The organism is Photobacterium sp. (genome assembly GCF_057456235.1).
In genome coordinates this window covers 242,552-257,984 of sequence record NZ_JBVCPH010000001.1, presented here as the reverse complement: position 1 = coordinate 257,984, position 15,433 = coordinate 242,552, and the positions used below count along the sequence as shown (strand labels likewise).

Below are 15,433 nucleotides of genomic sequence, written 5' to 3'. Positions count from 1 at the left end.
TTCGGCTGTTTTCGGATAGACGCTGTATCCGAATTACCCCGAACAGAACTGCATGATTTGCCAACTTCAAGCCCGTATTCTTGCCGTAAATCGACATTCATTTGAAGCACTGACAGGTAATTATGAGTAAGAAATCAGGCTGGAAAATCGCTGCAACAGAAGGAGCAACCATTGACGGTCGCACCATCACTAAGCAGTGGATTCTGGATATGGCAGATCAGTATTCAACGACTGAATATGGTGCGCTTATCTGGCCTGAGCATTCCCGTAGTCGATGGGACAAGTTTGAAGGAAAAAACTGGGGCACGGTTGATGAAGTTAAAGCGGAAAAACAGGCGGGCAAGTACCGTTTATTAGTCAAACTTTCACCCAATAAATACCTGCTGAATGCCAATGCTGATGGGCAAAAGTTATTTATGTCTATCGAGCCTAATCCTGATTATTGCGGTTCTGGCCGTTGCTACTTGATGGGGTTAGCCGTGACTGATTCGCCAGCATCAACAGGAACCACACTTCTTAAATTCTCAACAGACAGTGAACACGAATACAGCCAACTAGAAGAGCTGGATTTAAGTGATGTGATGGAAAGAGATCACAGCTTGATTGCTAGTGCGTTTTCAACCATTGCTCATTTCTTCTCTTCTGGCGGGCAGTTACCCAACATCGCCCCAACCCCTTCTGATAGCAATAAGGACGAAGAGCCAATGAACACCGAGCAGTTTAACCAAATGATGGGCAAGCTGAACGACATTGAAACCAAGCAAAATGAGCTTGAAGAAAAGCAAACAGAATTTGCCAGTCAGGTCGAACAGTTCTCCATTCAAGGTAAACCAGAAACCGAAACAAAACCTGAAGACGAGCCCGAGTCAAAGGGCGGAGCAATCACGGCTGAGCAATTTAGCCAGGTAACTGAAAAGCTGGACACTTTGTTAAATAAACAAGGTGAGATGGAAACTCAGTTCAATGCATTAAAACAGGAAGTACCGAATCAAGCGCCGGCTGGTGAAGGTGCGGGTAATCAAACGAAAGTGGAGACATTTTAATGCTCAATGCCATTTCAACTGAATATCTACAAAAATATTGTCAAGCAGTGGCGGCTGATGCAGGTGTGAGTGATCCATCTAAACAGTTTGCTATTGCTTCGCCTATTGAAACTCGCCTGCGCCAAGCCATTATGGAATCAGATGCCTTTCTTGGCATGATTTCAATGCAGTCGGTTGACCAGATTAAAGGCCAGGTGGTCGACGTGGGCACCGGTGCTTTATTAACGGGCCGTGTTAAAGATGGCCGCTTCCGCAAGAAGCTGGGTATTGATGGTAATACTTATGAGCTGGTCGAAACGGATTCTTGTGCTGCGGTAACGTGGGCCATGCTAACTCAATGGGCAAATGCCGGTACATCAGGCCAGTTCGTTAAGTTAATGAATACCGCGATTTCTCGTAACTTCGCCTTAGACATGTTGCGGGTGGGTTTCCACGGTAAAACGATTGCAGACACAACCGATCCAGCCGCAAACCCGAACGGTGAAGATGTAAACAAAGGCTGGCTGACAATTGTAAAAGAAAAAAAGGCGGCTCAAGTCTTAGCTGCTGCAACGTTAGACCCTACGGGCGCAACCGTTGATTCGTATAAAAACCTTGATTCACTGGTGAACGATTTAATCAATACCACCATTCATGAAACCTACCAAAACAGTACCGATTTGGTGGTGATTGTGGGGCGTGATTTGGTTGCCTCTGAGCAGCACCGTTTATTGGAATCCGCCACGGTTCCCACTGAGCATAAGGCTGCACAGAGCCTCGCGAAAACCATTGCCGGAAAAGTCGCGTATACACCGCCATTTTTCCCTGCCAATCAAATCTGGGTCACGAACCTGAAGAACCTGCAAATTCTGACGCAGAAGGGTACCCAATGGCGTAAGGCCCGTAATGAGGAAGATCGAAAACAATTCGAGAACTCTTATTTGCGCATGGAAGGTTACGCCGTAGGTGACTTTGATAAGTTCGCTGCTATTGAAGCTGTCACCATTGCCGCTCCTGCGGAGGCATAAATATGGCAAGTCCGTTAGCCAAACAACGCCAAGCGATGTTAGCCAAACAGCAAAACCGACCCTCATTGGTAAGTTCGTCTTCTGAAGAACCCAAAAGCCTTCATCTGCTTTTGCATGAACTCGACAGTGATCTGAAAGTGCTGAAAACCTTCAATCGCATTGAAGACAAGGTGAAGCACAAACGTGAGCAGCTGATCCCTAAATTCAAACCATACATCGAAGAGTATTTAGCCTCTGGCGAGCAATACGACAACCCGCTATTTGCACAAATGGTGATCTGGTTGTTCGATGTGGAAGATTTAGAAACCGCCATTGAGTGGTGTCAAAAAGCCATTGATCGTGAACTCGATACACCCGAGCGATTCAAGCGTGATTTTGCGACCTTCTGTGCAGATGAAGTGTTGGCCTGGTCCGAACGCATGGCAGCACAAGGCCATAGCGTAGAGCCTTATTTTAGCCAGGTGTTTTTCAAAGTGCGAGAAGAGTGGCGCATCAATGAAAAGCTCACCGCTAAGTGGTTCAAGTTTGCAGGCCTGCATTTACTGCGTGATAGCGATGGGCAACCGCGACCAACGGCTGTGGGTGATCTTCAAATCTTAGAAAGCGCCGTTGCATTGCTAGGTGAAGCTAACGCGCAATACCCGAAGGTAGGGGTCTCTTCAATGATTGAAAAAACTCACGCCCGAATTCGAGCGATTAAAGAAAACCGTTTATAGGCTCCTATGCCACCGCGCCTCGGCTGGCGAGGATGAGCAAGTAACTCATTACTCCGCTTAATCCGTCGAACCAGTGGCTAGAGGCGCATCTATTTAATACGTAAAGCGAAAAGGAATCGTGATGAGCCTTGGTGGAAAACTTAAAACAGATGAAACCACGCTAATTGCAGGTAACGGCTGGCCTGAACTGTCTACCGGTGAATTCCGTCAGCTTCGTCGCATTCCGACCACGTTTGATAATGCATCGATGGCATTGGCGATCCGTATCGCAGCGAATGCGGTTCAAAACCAGTTATTAACCCTGCTTGATGCTGATGGCAATCCGCCAACATTCGATGAAACCCAAACAGCGATTTATCAACGAGCAGTCTATGGTCGTGCTCATGCTGATTTGCTGATGGAGTTTGCCACCCAGGACCGCCGAAAAGAAGCCAATAATGCGGCAACCGATGACATTGACCAACAAGACCGTTTCTTATCCCAAAGTTCACGCGATATTCGCCAACTTTTAGGATTTGGTCGTGCATCAATTGGGGTGATCTGATGGTGACTGAACCCTATACCAAGACCAAGTTAGAGCATCTCACTGAATACATAGTTTCTCACCTGAGAAGCAATGTGCTCGATAACAAAATCGATTCGTGGCAAGAGAACGGTTCTATCGTGCCAAACGGTGAAGACAAGGGAAACGGTGGTCATGTCGCTTGTCACTGGAAATACAACGCGGTGATTTCGGTAGAAGAATTCCCTCACCAGTTACTGGACCCGCGCAACTTGTTCGCTTTGGTGGCGTGTTGGTTACATGACCACGATATAGACCGCAATGAAGACGAGCTAGACGATCCATCTTTATCCGTGGATGTGATCAGCCATGAAGCTGCAGATGTGTCGATTGAATTAGAGCTAATCGAACCGATTGAAATGATCCCTGACCCAGAAGGAATGATTACCTGGCGCGGGGAAACTTATCGGGTGCAGGCGGTACCGATTGATACTGCCGAAGAGGCGGAGCTGGTTAATGAAACCGCAAATTAAGGTCAACAAACGTGACCGGCTCAACATGCAAGAAAAGCTTGCCATGTTGGCCCTGCCACCAAAGAAACGGTTTTGGATATTAAAAACCCTTGGCCGTTGGGAAAAAGCCAATACACGCAAGCGTATTCAGCAGCAAAAAGACATTCACGGCAGGGCGCTGGAAGGTCGGAAAGGTAAGAAGCGCGGCAAGGTCATGCGTCGTATGGCGAAGGGGTTAGAGCCCTATGTAAGAAATTCCAACACGTTAGACCTAACGTGGAGCAATAAACTTACCGCCAAAATTGCAGCAAGGCACCACATTGGGCAAGCCCAAAAAGTGACTGCTCGCGAGATGCAAAAGAAATATGGAACGCCTGACCCAAAAGAGCCTTGCACTAAGTCACAAGCACGAAAGCTGAGAGAGCTTGGGTTTGAAGTAAAAAGGAAAAAAGGGACGGGAACAAAGAAGCCGAGCCTCAAATGGATCATGGAAAACATCAACAAAGGTAAGGCTGGTTTGATGATTCGAATCATGAAGGGCGAACCGTCAAAGAACGCTTGGGATATTCCCTTAGCAGAGCGCCAGATTTTAGGCAGCAACGACCGTGAAGTAACCCGCCAACTCATAAAAATCATTGAGCAGGCCAAGACGCGAACATAAGCGAGGAATAATCAATGGCAACCGGAAAGGTAGAGGTAAATAACCTCAATTTAGGGCAAGGAGGGGTTCCAGAAATTGAACGCCATTTGCTCTATATCGGGCGCACCGATAAAGCCGAACTGCAAGGCAAGGTAACGCGCATCAATAACATGACCAACCTAGATGAAGTGGTTGCCGATGATGCGCTAGGCGCGAACGTCAAAGCCGCGCAGCTCAATGGCAAACAAAACTGGACGGGTGCCATCTTTGGTCTGGCTGCAGATGCTACTTGGCAAGAAGCGGTAGATATTGCCAACCAAACTGACTCGTTTGAAGGCATTTGTATTGTAGACATCACCACAGACAAGGCCAACTTCGATGTGATGCAAGCCAAAGCCACAGAGCTAACCAGTAAGCTTGGACGTTTTGTGTTCTTCCTTGCTGCTTGCCCTGGTATCGACAAAGCGGCTCAAACGTGGGCCGACTACGAAACCATGATGCTGAATCTGGTGAAAGATGTTGCGGCAAACATGGTCGTACCGGTTCCCCTGCTTAATGGCAACAACGTGGGTGTACTTGGTGGCCGACTTTGTGATCGGGCGGTCACGGTAGCTGATACGCCAATGCGTGTGGCAACAGGCAGTGCGTTAGGGCTTGGCGAAATGCCAGTCGATAGCGCAGGCAAACCACTCGAAATGAGCACTATCACAGTATTGGCCGATGCCCGTCATTCGGTGCCGCAGTGGTATGCCGATTTCGAAGGTGTGTATTGGTCTGATGCGACCACGCTAGAAACCAAGGGCGGCGACTACCAATACCTTGAATATGTGCGCCCGGTTCACAAGCTAAATCGCCGTGTTCGTGTTAAAGGGCTTCGCCGCATTGGTGACCGAATCCTGAACTCAACACCTCCTAGCATTGAGCTGAACCGCTCATATTTCCGCAAAGACATGAAGATTATGTCGAAAACCACGGAAATTGGCGGTATCACCTTCCCTGGTGAAATCATGCCACCGCGCGATGAAGATGTGACCATTCAATGGGTGACCAAAACCAAGGTGATAATCGGGCTAATGGTTCGGCCACATAACTGCCCGAAACATATCGTGGTCAACATTGCGCTTGATCTTTCTAACCCAGCCGATGCGGAGGGCTAATTTATGAGCATGCGTATTTCTGGCAAGAACATGCACTTTTCAATGGGCGACTACAAGCTGAAGGCTCAGAAAGTCACCCTTTCAATTACGGATAACTCTGCTGTCAATAAAACCTCTGGTGTTCCCGATGGTTGGGTTGATGGCGATGTGGAAGCCAGTGGTGAAATGGAACTGACTACCGCGCAATTTAACCAATTGAGCAAGGCAGCAAAACAAGCCGGTTCGTGGCGTGGTATGCCGGAATTCGATGCGCTGTTCTACGGCAAAATCGATAAAGACGAGCTGAAGATTGAAGCCTTTGGTTGCCGAATCAAAATCTCTGATTTGCTTGATGCTGATTCTAATGGTGGCAGTGCTCTGGTGCATAAACTGCCTTTTGAAGTAACAAGCCCGGACTTTGTGAACATCAACGGAACGCCATACCTGCGCCCAGATGAAACCGAAGACTTGGTGCAATAAGGGGGCTTGATGACTGATGTTATCGACCAAGGCTGCCGTTTCGAAGCCCAATTCACTGAAATGGCGATTGCCAACCAACGGGCAAGGGCTCACCGAGCTGAACAATGGGAAAGCGCACAGAAATGCGGCGAATGTGGCGACCCAATACCCGAAGAACGCCGCCAAAAAGTACCAGGGTGTAAATACTGCACCCAGTGCCAAAGCGACATGGAGCGAATGAAGCGATGAAACTAGGAAAGCTCTTTGTAGAGCATGTGATTAAGCCTGTTCTTGACCATTTAGATATGGCGACAGGTGGACACGGCAAGATGAACACGCAAGCCGCTATCAATCTAATTTTGATGATTGTGGCTCATGAGTCTGGAAAATTGACCTATTCAAAACAGGTTCGTGGCCCTGCTCTTGGATTTACCCAAATGGAACCGGCTACTTTCGGGTGGTTGATTGAATGGCTAGGTAAAACGCGACCTCACCTGTTGGATGCTTTATCTATGTTTGCACCAATTAGCGCAGAGCCCATTGGTAAAAACGATGCCGATTATATGGTGATTTCGCCCCAGTTCGCGGTGGCTACCGCTCGGTTGAACCTGATTCGATTCCCAGAAGCACTGCCAGAAGCAGATGATCTCGAAGGGTTAGCGCGGTACGCCAAAAAGTATTGGAACACTCACGCAGGTAAAGCCACCGAGGCGGATTACCTAAATGCTTACAAATTCATGGTTGGAGATGAGACATGAGCTTTTTAACTGGAATTATCGGCAAGACATTATGGGAAGTATTGAAAGGCCTGTTCTTTCAAATCGGTTGGAAAATTATTCTTGAGCGTTTTGCATCTCGCGCTGTGGTGTGGGGATTGGAAACCCTCAAAGGCTTAACCACCAATGATGTTGTTCAAGAAACCGTTGATGATGTGGTCTCGTCACTTCAAGGCAAGCGATTGAAGGAAATCCCACAGAAGGAATAGCTATGGATCCAAGTTGGCTAAACGCTTTAGTGGCTCTGGCAACATTTCTTAGCTTGTTAGTCAGTGCCCTGATTGGCTACTTATTCAAATTGTCCAAAGAGCTTTCGGACTACAAAACTCATGTGGCGCAGTATTACGCCACCAAAGATGAAGTTAAAGACCTGGCTGAGCGTGTAGAGCGCCAGATTGAAACGGGCTTTAGCAGAATGATTGAAATGCTTAAACAGAGAGATGCAGCATGACAAAAGCAATTGTTTTAACCATTGGCGAAGTAGAACTTGAATTCAACCCAACGCCAGCCGAATACGACGAAGCGCAAAACACCATTATGCAAGGCGATATAAGTAGTGCATCTCACAACTTCTTGATGAGCTGTGTCAGCGAAGGTTCAAAAGACGCACTGCGCGACATCACCAAAGCGAACGCAGGTGCAGCCACGCAGATTTATGGCGCAGTTCTTAAAGAGTACACACCTAAGCTTTCTATCTCAGTAAAAAAATAGATGGGCTTGTCGCTGCCATTGACAGCAGCGACAGGCAACAAATGTATGCGTGGCGGCGAAAGTGGTTACCCAATGAACCGGATACAGATCAGAACCTTGCTTACGCGATTTGGTTAGAGAAAAAACATTGGGAAAACATGCAAGCCGTCACCGCTAGCGGCGTAGCTAAGGCTTTCGGTGGATAAGCTAACTAACCCATAGAGAATTGTTGATGTTACCAGAAGCACTCAGATTTCAAATTGGATTGATTGACCAGATTTCAAAACCTCTGGGCAATATTCAACGTCATTTGAATGATGTCACCAACACCTATCGTCAAGGTACTCATACCATGATGGCTGGTGCCGCAGGCATGGTGGGTGCTGGTTTCGCATTACAACAAGCCTTAATGCCAGCGATTGAAATGGACCGAAAGCTAGGTGAAGTGAAATCACTTGGCGTTGCCGACGACCAGTTGAAAACCCTTGCCCAAACAGCAATGAAGTTTTCGGTTGAATATGGAAAATCGGCCACTGATTTTGTGGCTGCTTCTTATGATATTCAGTCTGCTATTTCTGGCTTAGGAGGCAATGAGCTTTCAGAGTTTACCCGCGCATCGGGTGTGCTTGCAGCAGCGACCAAAGCGGATACATCAACCATTACCAACTACGTCGGCACCATGTATGGCATTTTCCAAAACTCAGCGAACGAAATGGGCAAGGCGGATTGGGTAAATGTGTTGGGTGGTCAAACTGCGAAAGCGGTTCAGATGTTTAAGACTACGGGTGATGGAATGTCATCGGCATTTACTTCGGTAGGTGCTGCGGCAACCTCTGTCGGTGTGGGTATGACTGAGCAAATGGCGATTCTGGGTACGTTGCAATCCACCATGAGTGGCAGTGAAGCGGGTACCAAATATCGCGCGTTCTTAGCGGGTACTGCCAAAGCGCAAGAAGCCTTGAACATGCAGTTCACAAACGCCCAAGGGCAGATGCTGCCAATGGTCGACATCCTGAATCAAATCAAAGGCCGTTATGGTGACACGATTTCTGTGGTTGAATCGGCAGAGTTGAGCAAAGCCTTCGGTACCCAAGAAGCAACGGCCATGATCCAGTTGTTGATGCAAAACACTGATGGGCTTGCCAGTTCAATTAATAAACTTGGCAAAGTGAATGGACTGGATGTTGCAGAACAAATGGCAGGTTCAATGACCGACCAATGGGAACGACTCAAACAAGGCGTGTTTGCCGTTCGAACCGCCTTTGGTGCGGCGTTATTGCCTTCTCTCTTACCTGTAATTTCAAGCTTGGCCGATGGTGGAATAGAAATAATCAAGTGGACAGAGATGTTCCCGAACCTAACCAAATACATTGGCTTCGCTGGCATGACAATTTTAGGCGCGGCAGCCGCAGGGGGCGCATTTACCTTGATGATGGGCGTTGGTAAGCAAGCAATGGCGACTTACATGCTCACCATGAAGATGTTCACTGGTGTGAGCTTCTTACTGACCAAAGGAATGGCGGGGCTACGTGTTGCCATGCTTGCCGCCAATATTTCGATAGCGGCTAACCCAATCATTTTGGTCGTGGGCGCAGTGATTGCCGCAATAGCCGCCGTCGGTGCACTGATTTATTACTGGGATGATCTGAAAGCCTCGTTTGGTGACACCACTTGGTTTCAGGCTCTAACTCTGCTTTCAGCTCCAATTCGCATGTTGTTTGAAGTGATTCGTGGTGGTTGGCAGTGGGTAATGAGTGGGTTTTCAGATACCAGCGGCTTTAGTGGCTTGTTTGCCATTGTCGATGAGGTGAAGGCGGTATTCGCGAATCTATTCGGTTGGATAAGCGATAGCTTTGGGAGCGTTCTTGAAGCCGTGAGAGGTGTCGCAGATTGGCTACCAGGTTTCGGCGGTGATGATGAATCTATTCAAGTGAAATCTAAGTCAGTCCAAAGCGCAAAACCTTACGCACAAATTCAGCCAGGTGGCGCGGCCAAGAACATCGCCAGCTATCAAACCAGTTCAACCAATTACGGTGGCGTGGCGATTTATCCAACCTACATGGGTAGTCCGCAAGACATGGCGAGTGAATTAGAAATGGCGGCAGGCTGATGGCGGATTATATGTATCAGGATTTGCTGATCGAAAGCGGTGATGCGGTGCTCGATGCAGGCCGCAACCCGGTGTTGATTCAAGACCGAGCCGTAATCGCCCAAGACATTAAACACGCCATTATTGAAAGCAACTTGGCCGTTTATCTGATTGCGGAGCGTAGCCCTTCGAAAAAGGCGGATGCTCGGACGCAATTAGAACTGTTAGTGGAAGAAGATGTTCGCTTGGTACCAGGTACGGTACGCATTGAAGAAGCGAAAGAAGGCACTCTTTACATTTTTGCTGAGACATTAGAGTTCGGCACTGTTAGCACCGAGGTGACCATTGACTGATATACCTAAACCTGACTTTACCGAGTTAGCTAAAAAAGCCGGGCTCCCTCTTGAAGAAAGTGAATGGAAAGCGGTGCTGAAAGAGGAAGCGGAAAAGCAAGGAAGCACGATTGCCAATGACTCAAAATATTCGCCGTTCTGGCGCTTGATTGAGGCAATGGTGATTAAGCCTACGGTTTGGCTGATTAACACCTTTTTGGTGGGGTATGTGTTGCCCAACATGTTTGTGGCAACAGCGAAAGATAAGTGGCTCGACTTGTGGGCTTGGCAGTTTAACGTGACGCGAAAGCCAGCCACGAAAGCTGTGGGGCAAGTCGTAATAAATCGAGCAGCGACGCAAGGCCCGGCCATTGTAATATCTGCAGGCACCTTTGTTCAGACTGATCCAATTAATGGCACGGTTTACCGTGTTGTATTGAGAGAAGACACCACGCTACCTGAAAATGAACTGTCTGTTGTAGCCGAGGTGGAAGCCGAACATGAAGGTGCGGCCTATAACTTGGGTGAAGGGTATTACCACATTCTAGCAACGGCCATGCCTGGTATTAGTCGAGTGGTTAACTCAGCAGATTGGTTGGTTGAAGCGGGTGCTGATAAGGAAAGTGATGATCAGCTAAGGGTTCGAATTCGAAACCAGTTCAGTGGTGTAGCCAAGTGGCATATTGATGCAGCATACCGGGCTTTGTTGATGCTTCGTGCAGGTATCAACAGTGAAAATGTTTACTTTGAGCACAATGCGCCGCGTGGGGCGGGTTCTGCCAATGCGTATATTTTGCTGGATTCTGGTGAGCCATCATCGCAGATGCTGACTGATCTGAATAATCACGTAAATAGAGATGGTAACCACGGACATGGTGATGACCTTGGGGTATTTGCAATGCCTGGTAATCAGATAAACGTCACATGCCGAGCTTGGATAGGACGCATGATGTCCAGTACAGAGAAGCAAGAGCTTGAAACCAACATCGGTTTATTTATCGGCTCGGCCTTTAGGCAGAACACCGATTACAAGGCGACGAAAACCAAGCCTTCATCCCGTTTTAGCTTTTCCAAGCTGACGCAAGAACTTCATGCCAAGTTCACAGAGTTGGAGTCGATTGAGTTTGATAACTCAGACATTGCCAATGGCATGGAAGTACCGCGCATCAGCAATATGGAGGTGAGTGTTGCAACTGCCTGAATTTAAGCTCAAGCACTGGATGGGGAAAGGTGAAATCCTCAAGCTTGCCAAGGCCCTGCTTGGTTATTGGGACAGAATCAAGGCTGTACTGGAATGGCCGCTGCAGCAGCTTGATCCTATGGTTGCCCCGATAGAATTTGTTGACCTTATAGCGTGGCAACGTGATATCGAGCGATTACCTGAAGAACCGGAGCATATCTACCGCATTCGTGTGAGTTTTGCCTATTCATTTGCATCGGGGGGCGGCTCGGATGTGGGATGGGAAGATATGTTCGACAAGCTGGGTTACCCGCATATCACCATTGATGAGCGACTCAGTTACTACCCGTGGGATGTGGTCAGCGTCAAGGTCAACGACGGCGATATCAATGATGTACCAGGCCTGATGGATGCCATTGTTCGCCAGTATGGGCGAACCTGCCGAAGGTACAGCTTTGACGTAACAATGAAAGCGACAATGCATATTGGCGTCGCAGAATTTAGCCATACCCATGAAACCTACAGCGCATCATTAGGATAAAACTATGGCAGTAATAACCATCGCTGGTGAGCAGTTGATTGCCCAAAAGAAAGAAGCCGAAGAACCATTGGTGATCACGGATTTTGTATTAGCTTATGTTCCAGGTATTGACCCGACTCAGCCGATTGACCGCAATCAGGTATTGCCACCCAGTAGCCAAATTAAGTTACGGATGCCGTATACCCGAAAAGGCTACGTGAATTTAAATGAAGTGGTGTATTCGCTGATATTGGATAACACCGTAGGGAATTTTGAATTTAACTGGCTGGGATTAATTACCGAGGAAGAGGTATTACTCGCAGCCAATCATATGTGGACAGAGCCCAAGCGGAAAAATAACTCGTTAACCGGGGAAGAAGGGAATAACTTAACTCGTAATTTCTTGCTGAATTTTTCCGGTGCGCAGGCCATTACCAATATCACCATCCCGATTGAAACATGGCAGTTTAATTACACCGAGAAAATTAATTATTTCGACTCGATGATTGTTTCGATGGCGTCGAATTTGTTTGCCTCTCAAAAACACATTATCGACTTATACCACAAACAGAATACTTTAAATGACCGTTTAGAAAAGTTGGAGAACAGCAATGGTTAATCAGCAAATTGAAGAATTATTACAGCAGGCCGTTGATCAGTCGCTAGCTCAAACCGAACAAAGCCGGAGATTGGCGGAAGAGTATGCCACTGCGATTGGGGATATCAAACAGGCTGCTAATGATGCAGTACAGCGTGTTGATGCCGCCATTCCTACCGCCGTCAATGCAGAAATGTATCAGCATTTGTATTTAGATCCGGTAAATGGTGATGACTCCAATAGTGGGTTGTTATCATCGCCCTTTAAAACATTGAAAGCGTTACTTGACTCAACGGTAATCGGTTCGACTGTTGTTGTAAGAGGTGCTAATGACATGGTGGTTAGTGTTGATGAAGATATATTCCTCACTAACAAAAAGGTTGTCATGTATTTATTTGACTGCACACTAAATCTGAACGCAAGAATTATTATGAGTGGTTCTTTTTTCAAAAATCATTACTACTTTAAGGAAATTAACCAAACGGTTGAAAGTGCATTTATGCATTACACCGCCGAAATTCGTATTCTATCCGGTGGGTTGAACCCGTCAGGGGAGGCCAAGAGCTTATTTAAACAGGGTTACACTGGTGGGTATGTTGATAAACCAGGTTCTCACCATAGTAATATTCTGTTTGAAGGAACAGTCAACGATGCTAATTCTCAATACTATGTGTTTAGTCCTACCTATTACAAAGCGTCAATGATTGCAACGACATATAACTTAATACTTGGGGCAAATGTTGGTCTATTTGACCCTGTTTACAATACCGTGCAAGTGGGCACAACAGGCGTTTATTTGGTGGGTGCATAATGATTATTAGTTTTAAATATGACGGTAAGCAGTATCTGAACTTTGATACAGGCAGTGATGAGTGGCGCGATCTAGATATTTCCTCTGAAGATAAGGCTGTAATTTTAAATAATATCAAATGGGAAGACATTCGCGAAACCCGCCAACGTTTAATATTTGAAACCGACTGGACGCAAGGGCAGGACAGCCCGTTATCACCGGGGATCATAGCCGACTTTGCAACGTATCGACAAGCCTTGCGTGATATCCCACAGAATACGGCTAATCCTGATGAAGTGGTGTGGCCAGATAAACCATCACTGAGTTAGTTACTTCGAGGGAAGTTAAGTTATGAAAGTCAAAATGGACCCGTTAACAGTGGTCATTGTATCGATTTTGTTGGGGTGGGGCTGGACAGAAGTAACCCGTAAACCCATTTGCCAACAAGAAATAATGAAAGATGGTGTGAAATACACCATGCCGGTTAGCTGCTCAGTTCTTACCAATGAAGGGAATAGTTAATGCTGACTCTTGATGGTGAACAGCTACAGCTTAAACAGCCAAAGATTGGCGTTAGACAACAACTTGCCGGACAGGACATGTCCGGCCAAACCTCGGCTACCGACCAAGCGGAAACAGGCAGCAAAGGTAAAATTCTGACTGTCAAAGGCGTTATCCCTTTTAGCAAGTCACAGTTGTTAACCAACCTATTCAGCATGGCCGAAGCTCTGGATGAAGGTGCCCGTCATATCTACCGCATTAGCAACAAAACCGCCGAAACCTTAAAAGTTCGCCAGGTGAAATTTCAAGGCGCAATTCGTGCTGATGAGCAAGATACACTCAGACAATGGAGCGTGTCTTTTGAACTTGTTGAGCACTTATCGGTACCTGAGCGAGTTGAGCAGCGCCAACCGGATAAACCCGCCGCACAACAAAAAGTGCAGGGCGTGAACACACCAGTGGAAAGTGGCCAGAACGAAGACGTGCCACCTGGTACCGATGTCGAACTGACTGGCGTAATGAAAGTGCTCAAGAACATTGATGAAGCCTTGGCTTGATGGTGAACCATGACAGCAAACAACAAATTCCTTTGCCGAGTCTATCTCGGCAAGGACAAAGCCAAAGTAAAAAGCTACCGCATCGTTTTTAGTGAGAACACACCAGGGCGATGCACTCTAACCGTGGAAGGAAACCCAGAGCCAAACACTCTGGTCGCTGTGGATTTAGGTTGGGGCGATAAAATTGATCGAGTTTTCCTTGGTTTTGTTGAGCGCGTCCAACCTGCCGAAAAAGGATGGTCAACCATCTTTTGCCGTGAACTGGCCGCGATCTTGTTCAAGTCGCTCAACATCATCATGCGTCACCCAACATTGATACAGTTACTAAGTGAAGTCACCAATAAAACAGGGCTGCAGTTTGTGGTACCAGAAAGGGCGTATAGCAAAACCGCTATTCCTTGTTTCTACAGTGATGGTAATGGCTATCGGGTCATTGATGAACTGGCCCAAGCATTCAGCATTGATGATCTGTTTTGGCAGCAACAAGGTAACGGTCAAATCTATGTTGGCAGTTGGAAGGACTCGTTTTGGGCAGATAAGCCAATCACCATCCCAAACCAACTAATGACCAACCACACCGCCAACAAATCAGTGAAAATCCCTGCAATCCCAAAACTCAAGCCTGGTGTTGTGGTTAACGGCATTCGCCTCACAGGCGTAGAGTTCGAAGGCACGGAGGCAAAGATAACATGGATGTAAATGTAATTAAGCGCATCATCTTTCGCTTATTCCCAGAGCTCACTGGCCGATGGCATTTACCAAGATGGGGGAAGGTGGTTGCACTGCCAGAGCTGCCAGAAGAGGGCGATTTATCCGATCGCTTTTATCCTCACTATGCGGTTGATGTTCAGCTACTTGATGAAAAGGGCATGGAGTACGAGAACAAACCACCACTTCAAGCGGTACCGCTTCCCGTTCCAGGTCTTGGTGATCATGCTGGCCGTTTAGAACCGCCCGCGATTGGTAGCATCGTAGAGTTAGGTTTTATGTTCGGCCAACCGGACAAACCTTTTATTCGTTGTGTTCTTCCGCTTGGGTTCAAGTTACCAGGTATCAAAGAAGGTGAAAGCCGATATCAACAGCGACAAGGTGTTTACCAGTTGGTAGATCAAGACGGAAACTTTGAACGAAAGACAGATAAAGACGACAAGTTGGAATGTCTTAACCAACGCCTCAAAGTACTGGAAAACCGTTTAGCTGAAATTGATGGTGACCACACGGAAACCGTTAAAGGTAATAAGGCAACTACTGCTAAGAATCTCACCGAGGATGCAGACACCATTAAGATGAATGGTGGTAAAGGAGTATGCACAGGTGCAAGTATCTGCCCGTTTATGGGCAAACCACATGTAGACGTATCAACCACCGTATTCGCAGGGAAATAA

At 47.2% G+C, this 15,433-nt stretch carries 25 protein-coding genes; all 25 read left to right on the top strand.

The genetic code is table 11. The features are described 5' to 3' along the window. The first annotated feature begins 122 nt into the window (after positions 1–122). The 25 genes from AC2204_RS01080 (at position 123) to AC2204_RS00960 (ending at position 15,433) form a co-directional block, all read left to right on the top strand. Positions 123–1,043 (top strand): GPO family capsid scaffolding protein, encoded by a 921-nt coding sequence (locus AC2204_RS01080; RefSeq protein ID WP_318923484.1) that lies wholly within the window; start codon positions 123–125, stop codon positions 1,041–1,043. Then, the gene (locus AC2204_RS01075; RefSeq protein WP_318923483.1) at positions 1,043–2,050 is read left to right on the top strand and encodes a phage major capsid protein, P2 family; all 1,008 of its coding nucleotides are present in this window, start codon (positions 1,043–1,045) and stop codon (positions 2,048–2,050) included. Before AC2204_RS01080 ends, AC2204_RS01075 begins: the two co-directional genes overlap by 1 nt. Positions 2,051–2,052: 2 nt before the next feature. Further along, on the top strand, positions 2,053–2,766 hold the full coding sequence (gene gpM, locus AC2204_RS01070; RefSeq protein ID WP_318923482.1) for a phage terminase small subunit: 714 nt from the start codon (positions 2,053–2,055) through the stop codon (positions 2,764–2,766). A 121-nt stretch (positions 2,767–2,887) separates the two neighbouring features. Then, positions 2,888–3,310 carry a head completion/stabilization protein gene (locus AC2204_RS01065; RefSeq protein WP_318923481.1) on the top strand — a complete coding sequence of 141 codons (423 nt, stop codon included), beginning with the start codon at positions 2,888–2,890 and terminating at the stop codon, positions 3,308–3,310. Next, a complete protein-coding gene (locus AC2204_RS01060) occupies positions 3,310–3,801 on the top strand; it encodes a phage tail protein (RefSeq protein ID WP_318923480.1) in 492 nt (163 codons plus the stop codon). Before AC2204_RS01065 ends, AC2204_RS01060 begins: the two co-directional genes overlap by 1 nt. Beyond that, positions 3,785–4,441 (top strand): virion morphogenesis protein, encoded by a 657-nt coding sequence (locus AC2204_RS01055; RefSeq protein WP_318923478.1) that lies wholly within the window; start codon positions 3,785–3,787, stop codon positions 4,439–4,441. The genes AC2204_RS01060 and AC2204_RS01055 overlap by 17 nt, the downstream gene beginning before the upstream one ends. 14 nt (positions 4,442–4,455) lie before the next feature. Then, the gene (locus AC2204_RS01050; RefSeq protein WP_318923475.1) at positions 4,456–5,577 is read left to right on the top strand and encodes a DUF2586 domain-containing protein; all 1,122 of its coding nucleotides are present in this window, start codon (positions 4,456–4,458) and stop codon (positions 5,575–5,577) included. Between the two features lie 3 nt (positions 5,578–5,580). Beyond that, positions 5,581–6,036, top strand: coding sequence for a phage protein (locus AC2204_RS01045; RefSeq protein WP_107282792.1), 456 nt, complete (start codon positions 5,581–5,583; stop codon positions 6,034–6,036). A gap of 9 nt (positions 6,037–6,045) precedes the next feature. Continuing rightward, on the top strand, positions 6,046–6,264 hold the full coding sequence (locus AC2204_RS01040; protein WP_318923471.1) for a TraR/DksA C4-type zinc finger protein: 219 nt from the start codon (positions 6,046–6,048) through the stop codon (positions 6,262–6,264). After that, the gene (locus tag AC2204_RS01035; protein WP_318923469.1) at positions 6,261–6,773 is read left to right on the top strand and encodes a hypothetical protein; all 513 of its coding nucleotides are present in this window, start codon (positions 6,261–6,263) and stop codon (positions 6,771–6,773) included. The genes AC2204_RS01040 and AC2204_RS01035 overlap by 4 nt, the downstream gene beginning before the upstream one ends. Continuing rightward, complete coding sequence (locus tag AC2204_RS01030) at positions 6,770–7,000, top strand: hypothetical protein (protein ID WP_107282789.1); 231 nt, start codon at positions 6,770–6,772, stop codon at positions 6,998–7,000. The genes AC2204_RS01035 and AC2204_RS01030 overlap by 4 nt, the downstream gene beginning before the upstream one ends. 2 nt (positions 7,001–7,002) lie before the next feature. After that, positions 7,003–7,242, top strand: a complete 240-nt coding sequence (locus tag AC2204_RS01025; RefSeq protein WP_107282788.1) for a hypothetical protein — start codon at positions 7,003–7,005, stop codon at positions 7,240–7,242. Continuing rightward, entirely contained in the window at positions 7,239–7,502 is a 264-nt protein-coding gene (locus tag AC2204_RS01020) for a putative phage tail assembly chaperone (RefSeq protein ID WP_107282787.1), read from the top strand. The genes AC2204_RS01025 and AC2204_RS01020 overlap by 4 nt, the downstream gene beginning before the upstream one ends. Before the next feature lie 41 nt (positions 7,503–7,543). Then, complete coding sequence (locus AC2204_RS01015) at positions 7,544–7,687, top strand: DUF6890 family protein (protein WP_413466642.1); 144 nt, start codon at positions 7,544–7,546, stop codon at positions 7,685–7,687. 26 nt (positions 7,688–7,713) lie between these two features. Then, on the top strand, positions 7,714–9,591 hold the full coding sequence (locus tag AC2204_RS01010; RefSeq protein ID WP_318923465.1) for a phage tail tape measure protein: 1,878 nt from the start codon (positions 7,714–7,716) through the stop codon (positions 9,589–9,591). After that, on the top strand, positions 9,591–9,923 hold the full coding sequence (locus tag AC2204_RS01005; protein WP_318923464.1) for a DUF2590 family protein: 333 nt from the start codon (positions 9,591–9,593) through the stop codon (positions 9,921–9,923). The genes AC2204_RS01010 and AC2204_RS01005 overlap by 1 nt, the downstream gene beginning before the upstream one ends. Beyond that, positions 9,916–11,103 carry a baseplate J/gp47 family protein gene (locus AC2204_RS01000; RefSeq protein WP_318923462.1) on the top strand — a complete coding sequence of 396 codons (1,188 nt, stop codon included), beginning with the start codon at positions 9,916–9,918 and terminating at the stop codon, positions 11,101–11,103. Before AC2204_RS01005 ends, AC2204_RS01000 begins: the two co-directional genes overlap by 8 nt. Positions 11,104–11,122: 19 nt before the next feature. Next, positions 11,123–11,623 (top strand): hypothetical protein, encoded by a 501-nt coding sequence (locus AC2204_RS00995; RefSeq protein ID WP_318923924.1) that lies wholly within the window; start codon positions 11,123–11,125, stop codon positions 11,621–11,623. Positions 11,624–11,627: 4 nt separating this feature from the next. Beyond that, positions 11,628–12,221, top strand: coding sequence for a phage tail-collar fiber domain-containing protein (locus AC2204_RS00990; RefSeq protein ID WP_318923460.1), 594 nt, complete (start codon positions 11,628–11,630; stop codon positions 12,219–12,221). After that, positions 12,214–13,011, top strand: coding sequence for a hypothetical protein (locus AC2204_RS00985; RefSeq protein WP_318923458.1), 798 nt, complete (start codon positions 12,214–12,216; stop codon positions 13,009–13,011). The genes AC2204_RS00990 and AC2204_RS00985 overlap by 8 nt, the downstream gene beginning before the upstream one ends. Next, positions 13,011–13,319: a tail fiber assembly protein gene (locus AC2204_RS00980; protein ID WP_318923456.1), complete on the top strand. Its 309-nt coding sequence runs from the start codon at positions 13,011–13,013 to the stop codon at positions 13,317–13,319. The genes AC2204_RS00985 and AC2204_RS00980 overlap by 1 nt, the downstream gene beginning before the upstream one ends. Before the next feature lie 22 nt (positions 13,320–13,341). Next, positions 13,342–13,512 (top strand): hypothetical protein, encoded by a 171-nt coding sequence (locus tag AC2204_RS00975; RefSeq protein ID WP_318923454.1) that lies wholly within the window; start codon positions 13,342–13,344, stop codon positions 13,510–13,512. Then, on the top strand, positions 13,512–14,048 hold the full coding sequence (locus AC2204_RS00970) for a baseplate complex protein (protein ID WP_318923453.1): 537 nt from the start codon (positions 13,512–13,514) through the stop codon (positions 14,046–14,048). The genes AC2204_RS00975 and AC2204_RS00970 overlap by 1 nt, the downstream gene beginning before the upstream one ends. A 9-nt stretch (positions 14,049–14,057) precedes the next feature. Then, on the top strand, positions 14,058–14,747 hold the full coding sequence (locus AC2204_RS00965; protein ID WP_318923452.1) for a hypothetical protein: 690 nt from the start codon (positions 14,058–14,060) through the stop codon (positions 14,745–14,747). Further along, entirely contained in the window at positions 14,738–15,433 is a 696-nt protein-coding gene (locus AC2204_RS00960; protein WP_318923450.1) for a hypothetical protein, read from the top strand. The genes AC2204_RS00965 and AC2204_RS00960 overlap by 10 nt, the downstream gene beginning before the upstream one ends.

Excerpts from the sequence above, each read along its gene's own strand:
- AC2204_RS01080 (WP_318923484.1), top strand. The coding sequence starts at position 123 with ATGAGTAAGAAATCAGGCTGGAAAATCGCTGCAACAGAAGGAGCAACC.
- AC2204_RS01075 (WP_318923483.1), top strand. The coding sequence starts at position 1,043 with ATGCTCAATGCCATTTCAACTGAATATCTACAAAAATATTGTCAAGCA.
- gpM (WP_318923482.1), top strand. The coding sequence starts at position 2,053 with ATGGCAAGTCCGTTAGCCAAACAACGCCAAGCGATGTTAGCCAAACAG.
- AC2204_RS01065 (WP_318923481.1), top strand. The coding sequence starts at position 2,888 with ATGAGCCTTGGTGGAAAACTTAAAACAGATGAAACCACGCTAATTGCA.
- AC2204_RS01060 (WP_318923480.1), top strand. The coding sequence starts at position 3,310 with ATGGTGACTGAACCCTATACCAAGACCAAGTTAGAGCATCTCACTGAA.
- AC2204_RS01055 (WP_318923478.1), top strand. The coding sequence starts at position 3,785 with ATGAAACCGCAAATTAAGGTCAACAAACGTGACCGGCTCAACATGCAA.
- AC2204_RS01050 (WP_318923475.1), top strand. The coding sequence starts at position 4,456 with ATGGCAACCGGAAAGGTAGAGGTAAATAACCTCAATTTAGGGCAAGGA.
- AC2204_RS01045 (WP_107282792.1), top strand. The coding sequence starts at position 5,581 with ATGAGCATGCGTATTTCTGGCAAGAACATGCACTTTTCAATGGGCGAC.
- AC2204_RS01040 (WP_318923471.1), top strand. The coding sequence starts at position 6,046 with ATGACTGATGTTATCGACCAAGGCTGCCGTTTCGAAGCCCAATTCACT.
- AC2204_RS01035 (WP_318923469.1), top strand. The coding sequence starts at position 6,261 with ATGAAACTAGGAAAGCTCTTTGTAGAGCATGTGATTAAGCCTGTTCTT.
- AC2204_RS01030 (WP_107282789.1), top strand. The coding sequence starts at position 6,770 with ATGAGCTTTTTAACTGGAATTATCGGCAAGACATTATGGGAAGTATTG.
- AC2204_RS01025 (WP_107282788.1), top strand. The coding sequence starts at position 7,003 with ATGGATCCAAGTTGGCTAAACGCTTTAGTGGCTCTGGCAACATTTCTT.
- AC2204_RS01020 (WP_107282787.1), top strand. The coding sequence starts at position 7,239 with ATGACAAAAGCAATTGTTTTAACCATTGGCGAAGTAGAACTTGAATTC.
- AC2204_RS01015 (WP_413466642.1), top strand. The coding sequence starts at position 7,544 with ATGTATGCGTGGCGGCGAAAGTGGTTACCCAATGAACCGGATACAGAT.
- AC2204_RS01010 (WP_318923465.1), top strand. The coding sequence starts at position 7,714 with ATGTTACCAGAAGCACTCAGATTTCAAATTGGATTGATTGACCAGATT.
- AC2204_RS01005 (WP_318923464.1), top strand. The coding sequence starts at position 9,591 with ATGGCGGATTATATGTATCAGGATTTGCTGATCGAAAGCGGTGATGCG.
- AC2204_RS00995 (WP_318923924.1), top strand. The coding sequence starts at position 11,123 with ATGGGGAAAGGTGAAATCCTCAAGCTTGCCAAGGCCCTGCTTGGTTAT.
- AC2204_RS00990 (WP_318923460.1), top strand. The coding sequence starts at position 11,628 with ATGGCAGTAATAACCATCGCTGGTGAGCAGTTGATTGCCCAAAAGAAA.
- AC2204_RS00985 (WP_318923458.1), top strand. The coding sequence starts at position 12,214 with ATGGTTAATCAGCAAATTGAAGAATTATTACAGCAGGCCGTTGATCAG.
- AC2204_RS00980 (WP_318923456.1), top strand. The coding sequence starts at position 13,011 with ATGATTATTAGTTTTAAATATGACGGTAAGCAGTATCTGAACTTTGAT.
- AC2204_RS00975 (WP_318923454.1), top strand. The coding sequence starts at position 13,342 with ATGAAAGTCAAAATGGACCCGTTAACAGTGGTCATTGTATCGATTTTG.
- AC2204_RS00970 (WP_318923453.1), top strand. The coding sequence starts at position 13,512 with ATGCTGACTCTTGATGGTGAACAGCTACAGCTTAAACAGCCAAAGATT.
- AC2204_RS00965 (WP_318923452.1), top strand. The coding sequence starts at position 14,058 with ATGACAGCAAACAACAAATTCCTTTGCCGAGTCTATCTCGGCAAGGAC.
- AC2204_RS00960 (WP_318923450.1), top strand. The coding sequence starts at position 14,738 with ATGGATGTAAATGTAATTAAGCGCATCATCTTTCGCTTATTCCCAGAG.